Origin of the sequence: Rhizobium sp. R86522, assembly GCF_042466255.1 — a bacterium.
GTDB lineage: Bacteria > Pseudomonadota > Alphaproteobacteria > Rhizobiales > Rhizobiaceae > Allorhizobium.
This window is the reverse complement of sequence record NZ_JAXHBX010000001.1, coordinates 2,151,828-2,166,636: the sequence shown is the minus strand read 5'-3', so window position 1 is coordinate 2,166,636 and position 14,809 is coordinate 2,151,828. Positions and strand designations below refer to the sequence as shown.

At 61.8% G+C, this 14,809-nt stretch carries 13 protein-coding genes; 5 read left to right on the top strand and 8 right to left on the bottom strand.

The window, feature by feature from the left end; genetic code table 11:
* Positions 1-41 precede the first annotated feature (41 nt).
* The gene (gene uvrC, locus SJY08_RS10470) at positions 42-2,069 is read right to left on the bottom strand and encodes an excinuclease ABC subunit UvrC (RefSeq protein ID WP_377275512.1); all 2,028 of its coding nucleotides are present in this window, start codon (positions 2,067-2,069) and stop codon (positions 42-44) included.
* Positions 2,066-2,824 carry an SDR family oxidoreductase gene (locus SJY08_RS10465; RefSeq protein ID WP_377275511.1) on the bottom strand — a complete coding sequence of 253 codons (759 nt, stop codon included), beginning with the start codon at positions 2,822-2,824 and terminating at the stop codon, positions 2,066-2,068. Before SJY08_RS10465 ends, uvrC begins: the two co-directional genes overlap by 4 nt.
* Before the next feature lie 364 nt (positions 2,825-3,188).
* On the opposite strand from SJY08_RS10465, the gene SJY08_RS10460 reads away from it, so the two are divergent.
* Positions 3,189-3,851, top strand: a complete 663-nt coding sequence (locus tag SJY08_RS10460; RefSeq protein WP_054150533.1) for an outer membrane protein — start codon at positions 3,189-3,191, stop codon at positions 3,849-3,851.
* Between the two features lie 75 nt (positions 3,852-3,926).
* Here the strand turns inward: SJY08_RS10460 and SJY08_RS10455 are convergent, their stop codons facing one another.
* From SJY08_RS10455 to SJY08_RS10445, 3 genes are read right to left on the bottom strand one after another with little or no spacing between them, the layout of a single operon-like run.
* Complete coding sequence (locus tag SJY08_RS10455) at positions 3,927-4,523, bottom strand: glutathione S-transferase family protein (protein ID WP_054150534.1); 597 nt, start codon at positions 4,521-4,523, stop codon at positions 3,927-3,929.
* A gap of 28 nt (positions 4,524-4,551) precedes the next feature.
* Positions 4,552-5,313, bottom strand: a complete 762-nt coding sequence (locus SJY08_RS10450) for a ribonuclease T(2) (protein WP_377275510.1) — start codon at positions 5,311-5,313, stop codon at positions 4,552-4,554.
* Between the two features lie 18 nt (positions 5,314-5,331).
* Positions 5,332-6,195 (bottom strand): 23S rRNA (adenine(2030)-N(6))-methyltransferase RlmJ, encoded by an 864-nt coding sequence (locus tag SJY08_RS10445; protein WP_377275509.1) that lies wholly within the window; start codon positions 6,193-6,195, stop codon positions 5,332-5,334.
* 33 nt (positions 6,196-6,228) lie between these two features.
* Here SJY08_RS10445 and SJY08_RS10440 point away from each other — a divergent pair, with 33 nt between their 5' ends.
* Both SJY08_RS10440 and SJY08_RS10435 read left to right on the top strand, forming a co-directional pair.
* Positions 6,229-8,385 (top strand): molybdopterin-dependent oxidoreductase, encoded by a 2,157-nt coding sequence (locus tag SJY08_RS10440; RefSeq protein ID WP_377275508.1) that lies wholly within the window; start codon positions 6,229-6,231, stop codon positions 8,383-8,385.
* A 4-nt stretch (positions 8,386-8,389) separates the two neighbouring features.
* Positions 8,390-8,989 carry an NUDIX domain-containing protein gene (locus SJY08_RS10435; RefSeq protein ID WP_377275507.1) on the top strand — a complete coding sequence of 200 codons (600 nt, stop codon included), beginning with the start codon at positions 8,390-8,392 and terminating at the stop codon, positions 8,987-8,989.
* Here the strand turns inward: SJY08_RS10435 and SJY08_RS10430 are convergent.
* From SJY08_RS10430 to purM, 3 genes are all read right to left on the bottom strand, one after another.
* Positions 8,986-10,839: an ABC transporter ATP-binding protein gene (locus SJY08_RS10430; RefSeq protein WP_377275506.1), complete on the bottom strand. Its 1,854-nt coding sequence runs from the start codon at positions 10,837-10,839 to the stop codon at positions 8,986-8,988. The genes SJY08_RS10435 and SJY08_RS10430 overlap by 4 nt on opposite strands.
* A 118-nt stretch (positions 10,840-10,957) precedes the next feature.
* Positions 10,958-11,614: a phosphoribosylglycinamide formyltransferase gene (gene purN, locus SJY08_RS10425; protein WP_377275505.1), complete on the bottom strand. Its 657-nt coding sequence runs from the start codon at positions 11,612-11,614 to the stop codon at positions 10,958-10,960.
* Positions 11,611-12,684, bottom strand: coding sequence for a phosphoribosylformylglycinamidine cyclo-ligase (gene purM / locus SJY08_RS10420; protein WP_377275504.1), 1,074 nt, complete (start codon positions 12,682-12,684; stop codon positions 11,611-11,613). The genes purN and purM overlap by 4 nt, the downstream gene beginning before the upstream one ends.
* Positions 12,685-12,922: 238 nt before the next feature.
* On the opposite strand from purM, the gene SJY08_RS10415 reads away from it, so the two are divergent.
* On the top strand, positions 12,923-14,077 hold the full coding sequence (locus SJY08_RS10415) for an AI-2E family transporter (protein WP_054150542.1): 1,155 nt from the start codon (positions 12,923-12,925) through the stop codon (positions 14,075-14,077).
* Positions 14,078-14,791 (top strand): DnaA regulatory inactivator HdaA, encoded by a 714-nt coding sequence (hdaA, locus tag SJY08_RS10410; protein WP_300889976.1) that lies wholly within the window; start codon positions 14,078-14,080, stop codon positions 14,789-14,791.
* Positions 14,792-14,809: the final 18 nt, after the last annotated feature.

The following is a 14,809-nucleotide window of genomic DNA, read 5'->3' as shown; positions in this document are numbered from 1 at the left end:
GTCTGTATCATCATCTCGACCCCGGATGCGTCGTTTCCGTGTCAGTCACCCCTGCTTTCGTGAAAATGGTTGTAGATCAGCAGCGCAACCGCTTCCGAGATGCCCTCGACAGCCATCAAGTCGCTGACCGCGGCGCGGGATACAGCCTTGGCCGTGCCGAAATGCTGCAGCAGCGCCCGTTTGCGCGTCGGTCCGATACCGGCGATCTCGTCGAGCGGGTTCTTGACCATTTCCTTCTTGCGCCGCGCCCGGTGTGAGCCGATTGCAAACCGATGCGCTTCGTCGCGCATGCGCTGGATGAAGTAGAGAACCGGGTCGCGCGGTGGCAGCGTGAAGTCGGGCTTGCCCTCGACGAAGAAGCGCTCGCGGCCCGCATCGCGATCCACACCCTTGGCAACGCCGATGGCAATCACGCTCTCGGTGATATCGAGATCGGCAAGGATCTTGCGCACTGCACTCATCTGGCCCTGGCCACCGTCAATCAGAATGACATCAGGCCAGGCGGGGAAGGGGCTGTCCCCAGAGTCTTCCGGGGTCGCGCTGCGGTCCGGCTTCCCTTCTTCCTTCAGCAGGCGCGAGAAGCGTCGGGTCATCACTTCGCGCATCATGCCGAAGTCATCTCCGGGCGTGATGTCGGTCGATTTGATGTTGAACTTTCGGTACTGCCCCTTCACGAAGCCTTCCGGCCCCGCGACCACCATGCCGCCCACCGCATTGGTGCCCATGATATGGGAGTTGTCGTAGATCTCGATGCGGCGCGGCACGTAAGGCAGCTGAAAGGTCTCGGCGAGACCGGCCAGCAGACGCGACTGCGACGCGGTTTCGGCAAGCTTCCGCCCATGTGCCTCGCGGGCATTGGCATTCACGTGATCGACGAGATCCTTCTTTTCCCCGCGCTGCGGCACGCTGATCGAAACCTTGTGCCCGGCCTTTTCCGACAGGGCGGAGGCGAGCAGGTCCTGCTCCTCGACCTCTTCGGACAAGAGGATCAGCCGCGGCACTGGCTTGTCGTCGTAGAACTGCGCCAGGAACGAGTTGAGCACTTCGGCTGCGCTCAGTTGCGGATCGGCCTTCGGGAAATAGGCCTGATTGCCCCAGTTCTGGCTGGCGCGGAAGAAGAAGACCTGAATGCAGGACAGCCCGCCTTCGTGATGGATGGCAAAGACATCGGCCTCGTCCACACCTGCCGGATTGATGCCCTGATGGCTCTGCACATGCGACAGACCCGCGAGACGATCACGGAACACGGCGGCGCGCTCGAAGTCGAGATCCTCGGCCGCCTCGTTCATCGCGCGCGCCATGGCTTCCTTGACGTTCTGGCTCTTGCCCGACAGGAAGTCCTTCGCTTCGCGCACCAGGCCAGCATAGTCCTGATCGCTGATCTCATGCGTGCACGGACCCGAACAGCGCTTGATTTGATAAAGCAGGCAGGGTCGCGTGCGGCTCTCGAAGACGCTGTCGGTGCAGGTGCGCAGAAGGAAGGCGCGCTGCAGCGAATTGATCGTGCGGCCAACCGCACTCGCCGAAGCAAAGGGGCCGAAATAGTCGCCCTTGCGGGCGCGCGCCCCGCGGTGCTTGTAGATGGCGGGCGATCGGCTGTCGCCGGTGATCAGAATATAGGGAAAACTCTTGTCGTCGCGCAGAAGCACGTTGAAGCGCGGGCGTAGGCGCTTGATCAGGTTGGCTTCGAGCAGCAGCGCCTCGACCTCGGTGCGGGTCGTGACGAACTCCATGTGCACGGTGTCCCGCACCATGCGTGACAGACGGTTCGAGTGAACGCGGCCCTGGGCATAATTGCTGACACGCTTCTTCAGGCTGCGCGCCTTGCCGACATACATGACCTCGCCGGCCTTGTTCAGCATGCGGTAGACGCCGGGCGCATTGGGCAGCCGCTTGACGAATTCGGCAATCAGGTCAGCGCCGGTGAGCCCTGTTTCATCAAGGCCGTCGACATGCCAGTCGATCTCGATGCCGGGGCGGGTGGCATCCACCTCCGCCACAACGTCGTCGTCATCTTCTTCCGAACCGTCATAGAGAATGCCGCCATCGGGCAGCTTTCCTCCATTCATTCATTGATCTCCGTGCCGTGCCAAATCAGATGCTGGCCCCCATCCAAGGCGATCATTTGGCCGGTGATCGACGGCGTGTCAAAAAGAAAGCGGATCGTGCGGCCGAATTCATCGAGCGAGGGGCCGCGCTTGAGGGGCAGGCTGTCGATCTGCGCCTGAAAATCCTCCGGCCGCTGCCGTTCTGAGATCAAGCTGGGCCCGGGACCGATCGCATTCACCCGAACGCGAGGCGAAAAGGCCTGGGCCAGCGTTTGCGTTGCTGTCCAGAGGGTCGATTTCGACAGCGTATAGGAAAAGAAGGTCGGCTTCAGCGCCAGGACGCGCTGATCGATGATGTTGACGATCAGGCCTGCGCTGTCCTCGGGCAGCGCCTTGACGAGCGCGCCACTGAGGATCGCCGGCGCGCGGACATGCACATTGAAATGCCGATCGAAGATTTCGGGATCGAAATCGATGGCGGAATCATCCTCGAAGATCGAGGCATTGTTGACGAGCAGCCCGACAGGCCCGAATTCGGTTTCCGTCTGCGCAATCAGCGATCCGGTCTCGGAAATGTTACCAAGGTCCGCCTTCAGCGCGATTGCCCGTTTTCCCTCGGATCGCAATGTGTGGGCCACGGCCTCTGCCTCATCCAGCGAACCGTTGGCATGCAATGCCACGGCAAAGCCATGGGCCGCCAAGTCTTCGGCGATGGCGCGGCCAAGTCGTTTTGCGGATCCGGTGACCAAAGCCACCTTCGGGATGCCGTTTTGCATGTGTCTTACCTTATGCTGTCAGTGGTGTTGCGCTGCATATATGGCGCCGAGGCGACATTTAAACGGGGCATTCCTGAAACTTTGCCCGGGGTTTGCTTTGTGGGGTCCGCGTATAACGTAAGTATAATTTGATGGAATCTTCAATAAATCGCGTAAAGCATTTGTTATGGTTAACGAATCGTTTGTGTCTTTTAAGCAACGTCCCGATTTGGTCATGGCGATGCCACAATGAATTCACATTTCCGCTCTTTCATTTCCTCAATTTCTATTCATCTAGACAGTCGGAACGGACAGATTACCCACTAACGTTCAGGCCGCCGTTGGTTCTTAGTGAAGAGCGGCCGGGAACCGAAAGGAGACTAACATGCGTACCCTCAAGATCATGCTTCTGGCATCCGCCACCTCCGTCGCAGCTTTCGCCGCCCAGGCAGCTGACGCCATCTACCAGGCACCGGAAGCCCCGGCTGCCGCCGAATCCTACTCTGCGCCGGCAGGCAACTGGTCGGGTGCCTATGTCGGTGGTGGTCTGACCTACGACTTCGGCAAGTTCACCGGCTCGAACAACGGCCGTGACGCCAAGGACCTCGGCGGCACCCTGTACGGCGGTTACAACATGCAGAATGGCTCGATCGTATACGGTGCTGAAGCCGACATCAGCTACAATGGCGAAGAAGGCAATGCTGGCACCCAGGCTGGCGTCGCTGGCGGCCTGACTGGCACCCAGGGCGTCAACGGCTCGGTCCGCGGTCGCGTCGGTTACGACCTGAACCCCTTCCTGGTCTATGGTACGGCTGGTCTGGCTGTTGCCAACCATGAGCTGTCCGGCGCCGGAACCGATGACGAGAAACTGGCAGCCGGTTACACGGTTGGTGCCGGTGTCGAGACCTTCGTCACCGACAACATCACGGCACGCGTCGAGTATCGCTACAGCGACTACCAGAAGCGCGACTTCAACCTCGGTGGTTCGACCATTTCCCGTGGCTTCGACGACCACTCGGTCAAGGTCGGCATGGGCGTGAAGTTCTGATCCACGCGATCCAGAAATGAAGAAAAGCCGGGCATCGTCCCGGCTTTTCTGTTTCTGGTTGGTAGCTTCGGGCGATCAGGCCTTCGGGCGCAGAGCCGGGTAGGGCTCGAAAGCCTTCGCGAACTTGGCCGGCCATTCCGTGAGCGCGGCCCGACCATTTTCCCATTCGCCGGGGAAGCGCAACATCAGGTAGCCGAGGGTGGACGCCAGCGCAAAGTGGCCGCCATGCAGCTTCTTTCCGATCTTTGGCAGGTGCTTGTCGAGATGATCGAGGCTGCGGTTGATCTTCGCCCATTGCCGGTCGATCGCATCCTGGCTGACGAGTTCCGGCGGCCGGAAGCGCTTTTCGTAGACGATGGCCAGCAGGCTGTCGCAGATACCGTCGGACAGGGCCTCGAGCACATCCGCTTCGGTCCGCTTCTCGTCCTTTTTTGGATAAAGACGTTTGTCGGACGCGCGATGCAGATATTGCATGATCGCGCGGCTGTCGAAGATGGCCGTTCCGTCGTCGGTGATCAGCGTCGGGATCTTGCCGAGGGGATTGGCGTCGACGAGTTCCGACGGGTTTTCCGCCGTGTTGACCCTGACCTCTTCCAGTTCGATGCCAAGATGGCGGGCCGCCATGCGAACCTTGGACGAATAGGGCGAGGCGGGCGCGAAGAGCAGCTTCATGATGGTTTCCTGTGGCTCTCGTGGCGAGTTAACGCGTAGGCGGGATAGTGATCTCGGAGCGGCGGCACGACCGGCTGTCGACCTCAGGGCAGGCGCGGAAGCCAAGCGACCGGTCGAGGCATATCCTGACTTCGTCGACTCTCTCCCTATCACAGGTCACGGCGACTGCCGAGCGGGTGAGCCCCGGATTGCTGCGGATGAAGGCCGCCTCCACGGCCTGCGGTGATGTCCGGCTTTCGATGTCCACATTGGAAAGCTCGGTCGGAAGGCGAATGGTATCATGCGCTTGGCGCACGAGTTTGAAGTAATCGGTCATGCCGAGCCCCGAACAGGAGCCATGTTTCCGCCACTGGTGGCCAATCAGCCCCATGCTCGGCATGATGTCGATGACGGTTCGCCCGATCCGCTCGGGGACACGGCTGCCTTCCGGTGTCGGGCAATTCTCCGGCCAGCCCGTTTCATTCTGCGGCCAAAGCCCGTGCACCACCCATCCGAAGTCCTTGCCCGCGCCGCATTGCTCGCGGTTGCGGCCGGCAGCTTCGCCGTCACAGAAGGTCGGCGACCAGGAAAGCGCCAGCACGTAGAAATCGAACCCGCTGCCTTGCGGCGCTTCCGGGGTGTCCGTCCCCTTTGCCGGCTGACGCTGTTCGGGAGAGCGAGGCGGGGCAGTTTCTGTTGATGACGCAATTGGCGTGGACCGTTCGGCGGGACCGTCTGCCGGCAGCAGACTGTAGACGACCGAAGCCGCAAGCAGCAGGCCGAAGGCGAAAAGACCGGTATAGCGTCCCATGCGCTGCTCGGCTCCCGCTCAGTCTTCGCCGCGCAGCCAGAAGCAGCGATGTGAGGCGTATCGATCCTGCGCCATCAGCCGCTTCAGTTCCGGCAGCACCAGATGCATTTCGTCCTTCAGCGTGAAGGGCGGGTTGACGATGACGAGGCCGGTGCCGGAAAGGCCCGTCTGCTCGCGGTCGCTTTTCACATGCAACTCGGCGCAGAGCATTTTGGGTATGCCAAGCGCCTGTAGGGCCTCGTGGAATTCCTTGATCGGCGCGCCCTTCTTGATCGGATACCAGAGGCAGTAGACGCCATTGGCAAAGCGGCGATGCGCCTTGGCAAGCCCGTCCACCAGCCGCTCGTATTCGCCCTCGATCTCGAAGGGCGGATCGACCAGCACGATGCCGCGCTTTTCCTTCGGCGGCAGATGCGCATTCAGTGTCAGCCAGCCGTCGAGTTCGGTCACGCGGACCTGGAAATCGCCCTCGAACAGCCGCGAAAGCGCCCGCGCGTCTTCGGGATGCAGCTCCATGGCGGAGAGCCTGTCCTGCGGGCGGAAGAGATCGCGGGCGAGCTTCGGCGAGCCCGGATATTTGCTAAGCGGGCCGCCGGTCTCACGATCCGGATTGAGCGCCTTCACCGCATCGAGATAGGGCGCCATGATCTCCGCGACCTTTTCCGGCAGCTCCGCATCAATGATCTTGCCGATGCCTTCAAGCCATTCGCCGGTTTTCTGCGCTTCTTCGGAGGAGAGATCGTAGAGCCCGATCCCGGCATGGGTGTCGAGCACGCGGAACGCCTTGTCCTTCTGCTGCAAATAGACGATCAGCCGCGACAGGACGAGGTGCTTCAAGACATCGGCGAAATTGCCCGCGTGATAGATGTGGCGATAATTCATTGATCGTTCCGATGGCAGTGATGAATTGTTCGAATGGGGCTTTTGAGCGTTCAGGCCTTGGCCTATAACGGCCCCATGAACATCCAGAGCCCCATCCGAAACCGGTCGGTCGGTCATACGGCCTGTCCGCATGACTGTCCATCCACCTGCGCGCTTGACGTCGAGCTGACCGAGGACGGTCGCATCGGCCGTATGCGCGGCGCGACCGAGAACAGCTATACGGCGGGCGTCATCTGCGCCAAGGTCGCGCGTTATGCCGAGCGGCTTTACCATCCCGACCGCCTGATCAAGCCGGTGCGCAGGGCAGGGGCCAAGGGGGCAGGTCAGTGGCAGGATGTCACCTGGGAGGCGGCCCTCGACGAGATCGCCGACGCCTTCGTCAAGGCCGAGCAGCGCCACGGCTCGGAAGCCGTCTGGCCATATTTCTACGCCGGCACCATGGGTCTCGTGCAGCGCGATTCCATCGAACGCCTGCGCCACGCCAAGAAATATTCCGGCTTCTTCGGCTCGATCTGTACCAATATGGCCTGGACCGGCTATGTCATGGGCACCGGCACGCTGCGCGGCCCGGACCCGCGTGAAATGGCGGTCTCCGATTGCGTCGTCATCTGGGGCACCAATGCGGTGGCGACACAGGTCAATGTCATGACCCATGCGATCAAGGCGCGGAAAGACCGTGGCGCGAAGATCGTGGTCGTCGACATCTACGACAATCCGACGATGAAGCAGGCCGATATGGCCCTCATCCTCAAGCCCGGTACGGATGCGGCGCTCGCCTGCGCCGCCATGCATGTCGCTTTCCGCGATGGCTATGCGGACCGCGCCTACATGGCGAAGTTCGCCGATGATCCGGCAGGACTGGACGCGCATCTCAAGGACAAGACGCCGGAATGGGCCTCGGCGATTACGGGCCTCTCGGTTGAGGAGATCGAGGCTTTCGCCCGCCTGGTCGGCCAGACGAAAAAGACCTATTTCCGCCTCGGCTACGGTTTCACCCGCAGCCGCAATGGTGCAGTTTCCATGCATGCAGCCCTGTCGCTCGCGACCGTGCTCGGCGCCTGGCAATATGAGGGCGGCGGAGCCTTCCACTCGAACAGCGACATCTTCCAGCTCAACAAGGCCGAGCTGATGGGCACGGCCATGGTCGACCCCGAGATCCGCATGCTCGACCAGTCGCAGATCGGCCGCGTCCTGACCGGTGACGCCGAGGCGCTTCGCCATCGCGGTCCGGTTGATGCGCTGATCATCCAGAACACCAACCCGGTGAATGTCGCGCCCGAGCAGCGGCTGGTGAAACAGGGCTTCCTGCGCAACGACCTCTTCGTTGCCGTGCACGAGCAGTTCATGACCGAGACGGCGGAACTGGCCGATATCGTCCTGCCCGCGACCATGTTCGTCGAGCATGACGATATCTATCGCGGCGGCGGCCAGAGCCATATCCTGCTCGGACCGAAGCTCGTCGATGCGCCACCTCTGGTCCGCACCAATCTCTTCGTCATCGAGGAACTGGCCAAACGCCTCGGCATCGCTGATCGCCCCGGCTTCGGCAAGACCGAGCGCGAGCACATCGAGCGTATGCTCTATATCAGCGGCAAGCCGGATTTCGACACGCTGATCGAGGACAAGTGGCTCGACTGCCAGCCGGCTTTCGAGGACGCACACTACCTGAACGGCTTTGCCCATCCCGACGGCAAGTTCCGCTTCAAGCCGGATTGGGAAGGAACGCCAGCCCCGAACAAGCCGCCGGCAAGGCTCGGCTCGCTCGGTCCCGTGAAGGAATTGCCTGTCTATCCTGACCAGGTCGATCTGATCGAAGTGGCCGATGCAGAACATCCCTTCCGCCTCGCGACCTCGCCGGCGCGTAACTTCCTCAACTCCACCTTCGCCGAGACCAAGACCTCGCGCGACAAGGAAGGTCGCCCCGAGGTCATGGTCAATCCGGCCGACGCCTTGAGCCTTGGCCTCGTTGACGGTGACGTGGTGCGATTGGGCAATGTCAGGGGCGAACTCCGCATCCACGCGAAGATCACCGATGCGGTGAAACCAGGCGTGCTGGTGGCCGAGGGCCTCTGGCCGAACAAGTCCCATCTCGACGGTGAGGGTATCAACGTCTTGACCGGTGCCGACCCGGCAGCCCCGCATGGCGGTGCCGCCTTCCACGACAACAAGGTCTGGATGAGAAAAGCCTGAAGACATGAGCATTTTCGACAAGGCCCGGATTGCGATCCTGGAAGACAAGACGCTGTGGAAGGGCTGGAGCCACCTGCGCGGCATCACCTTCGACTTCTTCCGCGAAGGCAGGGCGCCGCATCGGCTCACCTGGGAGGTCTTCGACCGGTGGAATGCCTCGGCCATTCTGCTGCACAATGTCGAACGCGACACCGTCACCCTGGTGCGCCAGCTGCGCATCGCAGTCCATCTGAGCGGCGAGCATCCCTATCTGCTCGAGGTTCCGGCAGGCTTTATCGACGACGGTGAAACCGCGTTGCAGGCGGCGCTACGTGAGGCGCAAGAGGAGACCGGCTACCGGATCGCCAAGGCCACCCCTGCCTACGCCGCCTACATGTCTCCCGGTTCGGTCACCGAAAAGCTCCACGGCTTCTACGCTGCCGTGACCGATGCCGACCGGATTGCCGACGGTGGCGGGCTCGACGACGAGCAGGAAGACCTCGAAGTCGTCGAACTGAGCTTCACGGAAGCCTTGGAAATGGTCGAGGCCGGCGAGATCATTGACGCGAAGACGATCATGCTGCTGCAATGGGCAGCGTTGCGGCGGAGTGCCGGGGGCGCTTAATCGTCCAGCGTCGCGATGTAACCGCCGGTCTGTCGCGCCCACAGGCGGCTATAGAGGCCACCCGAGGACAGAAGATCGTCTGGTCTTCCTTCCTCGATGATCCGCCCCTTGTCGAGCACGACGATGCGGTCCATGCGGGCGATCGTGGAAAGCCGATGGGCGATGGCGATCACTGTCTTGCCCTGCATCAGAAGGTCGAGCTTCTCCTGGATGGTCGCCTCCGCCTCACTGTCGAGCGCTGACGTTGCCTCGTCCAGAACCAGGATCGGCGCATCCTTGAGCAGCACGCGGGCGATGGCGACGCGCTGACGCTGACCGCCTGAGAGCTTGACGCCACGATCCCCGACATATGCCGCATAACCGGTGCGTCCCTCACTGTCCTTCAGGTCGGCGATGAAGGCATCGGCCTGAGCAAGGCGTGCTGCGGTTTCCAGCTCTGCCTGTGTTGCCCCCGGCCGGCCATAGAGGATGTTGTCGCCGACCGAGCGATGCAGCAACGATACATCCTGAGCAATGAAACCGATCTGCTCGCGGAGGCTCGCCTGGGTCACTTCGGCGACATCCTGTCCATCGATGACAATGCGTCCGCCATCGATGTCGTAGAGGCGTAGCAGCAGGCTCACCAGCGTGGTCTTGCCGGCGCCGGACAAACCCACGAGCCCAACCTTCTCGCCGGCTGAAACCGCAAGCGACAGGTCGTGAATGACCTGCTGGCCATCGTGATACTCGAAATTCACTCTTTCAAAGCGGATCTCTCCGTGCGTGACGGTGAGCGCCTTCGCCCCCGGCAAATCAACCACGGTCGGCGGCGTGGTCATGACCGGCATGGCGTCGCGAATTGTGCCGATCGCTTCGGAAATCTGTTGGCCGAGATTGAGGAAGCCCCGGGAGTTGGAGGCCAGCCGCTGGGTGATGGTTATCGCAGCGACGAATTCGCCGAGTGTGACGAAGCCATCGGCAATCCCCCAGAGGCTGACTGCAAATATGGCGATGAACAACAAGGTGTTGGAGGAAATGACCAGGAGATCTGCCGTAAGGCCGATGCGGCGCTCACGATACTGAGCGGTCATCGAGCGCTCCATCACGCGCCGCAGCGCACCGGCCTCGCTGTCCTCGGCGGCAAAGAGCTTGACCGTCTGGATATTGCTGTAGAGGTCGGTCATCTCCCCGACCACTCGGCTGCGTGCCCGCGCCGCCGTCTTGGCCGTTGCGCTGAACTGCGGCACGGCCTGTTTTGCGATCACGGCATTCATGGCGATCCACACAAGGACCGGGAGCGTCAACGGCCAGGACAGCGCCGTCAGAAGCACGACCGAACCGACCATCTGCACAAAGAAGATTGGCAGCGTGCGGACCGCCGCCGCCATCTGTTGCTTGACGGCCCCCGCCACCTGAGCGATCCGGCTGGCCACCTGGCCCGAAAACTGGTCATGGAAGAAGCCGAGATCCTGGCTTTCGACCGCCTTGTGGCCATGCCACTGGATGAGTGTGGGAAGGCTGACGCTGAGGACATGGACGCCCAATGCATTGCAGAGAAAGATCAGCAGCGGCAGAACTGGGAAAAAGAGTGCGACGAAACCAGCGAGTGGCCAGCGATGGGCATCGAGATAGGGAAGCAGACCTTGGCTGGAGATGCCGTCGATCAGGTGTGAGACACCCCAGAGGACAGTCAGGTTGACGATCTCGACGCTGGCTGACAGGCCAAGCACGACCAAACACGACTTCGGTGCGTATGCGACGAAATGCAGGATCAGCCGCAGGGGACCATCACTCGGAATCCTTCGATACGGTACTTCGAGCGGTCGGAGCAGCCTTTCAAAGGGGGTGAAAATCCGATCGGAAAACGTCATGAGAGGTCCCTGGCAACAGCTTTACGTGATCAAAATGAGAACACGAATAGAGCTGAGTCCAGCGGGGAGAGGAACCCTTAGATTTAAACGGGGGGGTGAATAGATCGCAAGCCAGGCCTCAGGCGCTGATCAACCTGGCTTCCGCATCCGTCTCCGAAGCCAGACGTTCGACGCTGCCATCGGCAAGCATGGAGACGCTGCCGGAGGCAACGAGCTTCAGTGCCGCCGCATAGGTTTGGTGCTCTACCGTCAATACGCGTGCAGCAAGCGTCTCTGCCGTGTCATCGATCAGCACCGGCACGACCGCCTGCGCAATAACAGGCCCCTCATCCATGCCTTCGGTGACGAAATGCACCGTGCAGCCCGCAACCTTCATGCCGGCATCGATCGCCCGCTGATGGGTGTTAAGGCCGGGGAAGAGCGGCAGCAGGGAAGGGTGGATGTTGAGGATCCGGCCGGTATGCGGACGGATGAAGTCGCCGGATAGCAGGCGCATATAGCCGGCAAGGCAGATCAGGTCGGGGCCGATGTCGGCAAGGGCGGCGAGGATTGCGGCCTCGTGTTCCGCCTTCGAGCCATAGGCTTTGCGCTCGAATACGCGTGTCGGAATGCCGAGCGCTTCCGCCTTGGCGAGGCCGCCGGCCTCAGGCTTGTCGGAGAAGACCGCGACGATCTCGGCTGGATAATCCGCCGCTTCGCAAGCCCTGGCCAGCGCCAGCATGTTCGACCCGCCGCCGGAGATGAAGCCGACGACGCGTTTGCGTGGTCCGCTCATAGGGCGAGCGTACCCTTGTAGGTCACGCCATGCGCACCCTCTTCGCGGGCGATCATGCGGCCGAGACGGGCAACGGTCTCACCTTCGGCTTCCAGCGCCTTCGTCACCTCGTCCACCTTGTCGGCGGAGACGACGACGATCATGCCGATGCCACAGTTGAAGGTCCGCAGCATTTCGTTCTGGGCAACGCCGCCGGTCTTGGCGAGCCAGGAGAAGACGGCCGGAACCTGGAAGGAGGAGAGATCGATCTCGGCAGCGAGGTGCTTCGGCAGCACGCGCGGAATGTTCTCAGGGAAGCCGCCGCCGGTGATATGGGCGAGTGCTTTGAGCGCCTTGGTTTCCTTGATCGCCTTCAGGAGCGGCTTCACATAGATGCGGGTCGGGGTCAGAAGCGCTGCACCCAGCGACTGGCCCTCAGCGAACGGAGCCGGCGCATCCCAGGCAAGGCCCGAGACTTCGACGATCTTGCGCACCAGCGAGAAGCCGTTGGAATGCACGCCCGAGGATGAGAGCCCGAGGATCACGTCGCCTTCGGCAATGTTACCCGATGGCAGCAACTCGCCGCGCTCGGCAGCACCCACGGCAAAGCCGGCAAGGTCGTAGTCACCCTTCGAATACATGCCCGGCATTTCGGCGGTCTCGCCGCCGATCAGCGCGCAGCCTGCCTCGCGGCAGCCGGCGGCAATGCCCTGAACGATCGCCGCACCCTGATCCGGATCAAGCTTGCCGGTGGCGAAATAGTCGAGGAAGAGAAGTGGCTCAGCACCCTGGACGACGAGATCGTTCACGCACATGGCGACGAGATCGATGCCGACGGTGTCGTGGATATTGGCGTCGATGGCGATCTTCAGCTTGGTGCCGACGCCGTCGTTTGCCGCAACCAGGATCGGATCCTTGAAGCCGGCGGCCTTCAGATCGAAGAGCCCGCCGAAGCCGCCGATCTCGCCATCCGCACCCGGACGGCGCGTCGACTTCACGGCCGGCTTGATCTTCTCGACCATCAGGTTGCCCGCGTCGATGTCGACGCCCGCATCGCTATAGGTCAACCCGTTCTTGCCAGCCTGGCTCATGCCTGCCTCCGATCCTGCGAGAATTTCGGCTGGCCATGGCATGAAGAGCCCTCGGATGCAAGCTGCGAGCCGCAGAAGCCCACGATTTCCCGGGCATTCTGGCCCGCGATTGCATCTTGTCACTGCCGATCGGGTGGCAGTTCTTGACCAAGGCTTCTGCGGTAACCTATCTCCTACTGTGGCGCCGCAGCATGGTTTGCGGTCCTGCACAGGGCTCGAACTTCGAACGGAGACGCACATGGCTCACAACATCAGTGCAATCGGCCTCCGCCGCCAGGTCTTCTTCTGGCTGCTGACGCTTGCGATATTCGTCGCCTTCCTGATGTTGTTCTCGTCGATCCTTCTGCCCTTCATCGCCGGAATGGCGCTCGCTTATTTCCTCGATCCGGTCGCCGATCGGCTGGAGCGGATCGGTTTGAGCCGCCTGATGGCGACGGTGGTCATTCTCGTCTCTTTCGTTGTCGTCTTCGTGATGTCGCTGATGATCATAATCCCCGTGCTTGCCAGCCAGCTCAATGAGTTCATCCAGCGCGTGCCCGCATATGTCACGCAACTGCAGACCTTCATTGCGACCTCGAATGCCTCGTGGCTGCCGGATTGGGTGGATGGTCAGATGGGCACGATCCGGGAGAACTTCTCTCGTTATTTGAGCGAAGGCGTCGGCTTCCTCGGCACGCTTGTCGAGCAGATCTGGAATTCCGGCAAGGCGCTGCTCGACATCGCCTCGCTGCTGGTGGTCACACCTGTCGTTGCCTTTTACCTGCTGCTCGATTGGGACCGCATGATCGAGAAGGTCGATAGCTGGGTGCCGCGCCACCAGCTCGGCACAGTGCGCCAGCTCGCGACCGAACTCGATAACACGATTGCCGGCTTCGTGCGCGGTCAGGGTTCTCTCTGCCTGATCCTCGGTATTTTCTATGCGGTCGCGCTTTCGGCCGCTGGCCTGAATTTCGGCCTCCTGATCGGCTTCTTTACCGGTATGATCAGCTTCATCCCCTATGTCGGATCGACAGTCGGCCTGCTCCTGTCGCTCGGTGTCGCACTTGTGCAGTTCTGGCCGGATTTCATCTGGGTCGGCGTGATCGCCGGCATCTTCTTCCTCGGCCAGTTCATCGAGGGCAATATTCTGCAGCCGAAGCTCGTCGGCAAAAGCGTTGGCCTGCACCCGGTCTGGCTGATGTTCGCCCTCTTTGCTTTCGGTGCGCTCTTCGGCTTCGTCGGTGTTCTGGTGGCCGTGCCCGCGGCCGCGGCCGTCGGCGTACTTGTTCGTTTCGCGATCTCGCGTTATCTTGACAGCGATCTCTATTACGGAACCTCGGTCGTCATCGCGCCGCCTTCCCAGCCCGTTGGCGAGATCGCATCCCCAAGCTCCAAAGACGTGCCCGAGGCATGAATGACTGACGCCAAGATGGCTCCCGAAAAGCGTGGAGCCGCCGAACAATTGCCGCTCGCCTTCGAGCATGGTTCGGCGACCGGTCGTGACGACCTGCTCGTTTCCGAACGTATGGCCGCTGCCGTGTCGATCGTCGATGCCTGGCCGAACTGGCCGTCGCCGGTGGTGATCCTGACCGGGCCGGAAGGCTCGGGAAAATCTCACCTCGCCCAGATTTTTCGCGACACCAGCGGCGCGACGGATATCGTGCTGCAACCCGGACAGGGCGCGTCGCAGGTGGCAGCCGCAGGTCCGGTGCTCCTCGAGGATGCCGACCGCGCCGGCTTCGACGAGGTCGAGCTCTTCCATGTCATCAATGCCGTGCGTCAGCATGGTACGACGCTGCTGATCACCTCGCGCAGCTTTCCCCCGTCCTGGAACGTCGCGCTCCCGGATCTGAATTCGCGCCTGAAGGCGGCCACGGTCGTGGAAATCGGAGCGCCGGATGAAGACCTGCTCGGCCAGCTGATCACCAAGCTGTTCGCCGACCGCCAGCTTTACATCGATGACAAGATCGTCGGTTATATCGTCAGCCGTATGGAGCGTTCCTTCTTGGCCGCTCAGGTTGTCGTCGATCGCATGGACAAGCTGGCGCTGGCGCGCCGGGCCAAGATCAGCCGCAGCCTGGCTGCGGAGGTTCTGGAAACGCTGGAGGCGGCAGACGCCCAGGAGTAGTCGTCACAGATCTGTCGT

Bases quoted from the DNA above. Each gene is read 5' to 3' on its own strand.
- SJY08_RS10415 (WP_054150542.1), top strand. From the start codon at position 12,923: ATGGCTCACAACATCAGTGCAATCGGCCTCCGCCGCCAGGTCTTCTTC.
- SJY08_RS10455 (WP_054150534.1), bottom strand. From the start codon at position 4,523: ATGAAGCTGCTCTTCGCGCCCGCCTCGCCCTATTCGTCCAAGGTTCGC.
- SJY08_RS10440 (WP_377275508.1), top strand. From the start codon at position 6,229: ATGGGGCTTTTGAGCGTTCAGGCCTTGGCCTATAACGGCCCCATGAAC.
- hdaA (WP_300889976.1), top strand. From the start codon at position 14,078: ATGACTGACGCCAAGATGGCTCCCGAAAAGCGTGGAGCCGCCGAACAA.
- SJY08_RS10450 (WP_377275510.1), bottom strand. From the start codon at position 5,313: ATGGGACGCTATACCGGTCTTTTCGCCTTCGGCCTGCTGCTTGCGGCT.
- SJY08_RS10445 (WP_377275509.1), bottom strand. From the start codon at position 6,195: ATGAATTATCGCCACATCTATCACGCGGGCAATTTCGCCGATGTCTTG.
- purN (WP_377275505.1), bottom strand. From the start codon at position 11,614: ATGAGCGGACCACGCAAACGCGTCGTCGGCTTCATCTCCGGCGGCGGG.
- SJY08_RS10430 (WP_377275506.1), bottom strand. From the start codon at position 10,839: ATGACGTTTTCCGATCGGATTTTCACCCCCTTTGAAAGGCTGCTCCGA.
- uvrC (WP_377275512.1), bottom strand. From the start codon at position 2,069: ATGAATGGAGGAAAGCTGCCCGATGGCGGCATTCTCTATGACGGTTCG.
- purM (WP_377275504.1), bottom strand. From the start codon at position 12,684: ATGAGCCAGGCTGGCAAGAACGGGTTGACCTATAGCGATGCGGGCGTC.
- SJY08_RS10435 (WP_377275507.1), top strand. From the start codon at position 8,390: ATGAGCATTTTCGACAAGGCCCGGATTGCGATCCTGGAAGACAAGACG.
- SJY08_RS10460 (WP_054150533.1), top strand. From the start codon at position 3,189: ATGCGTACCCTCAAGATCATGCTTCTGGCATCCGCCACCTCCGTCGCA.
- SJY08_RS10465 (WP_377275511.1), bottom strand. From the start codon at position 2,824: ATGCAAAACGGCATCCCGAAGGTGGCTTTGGTCACCGGATCCGCAAAA.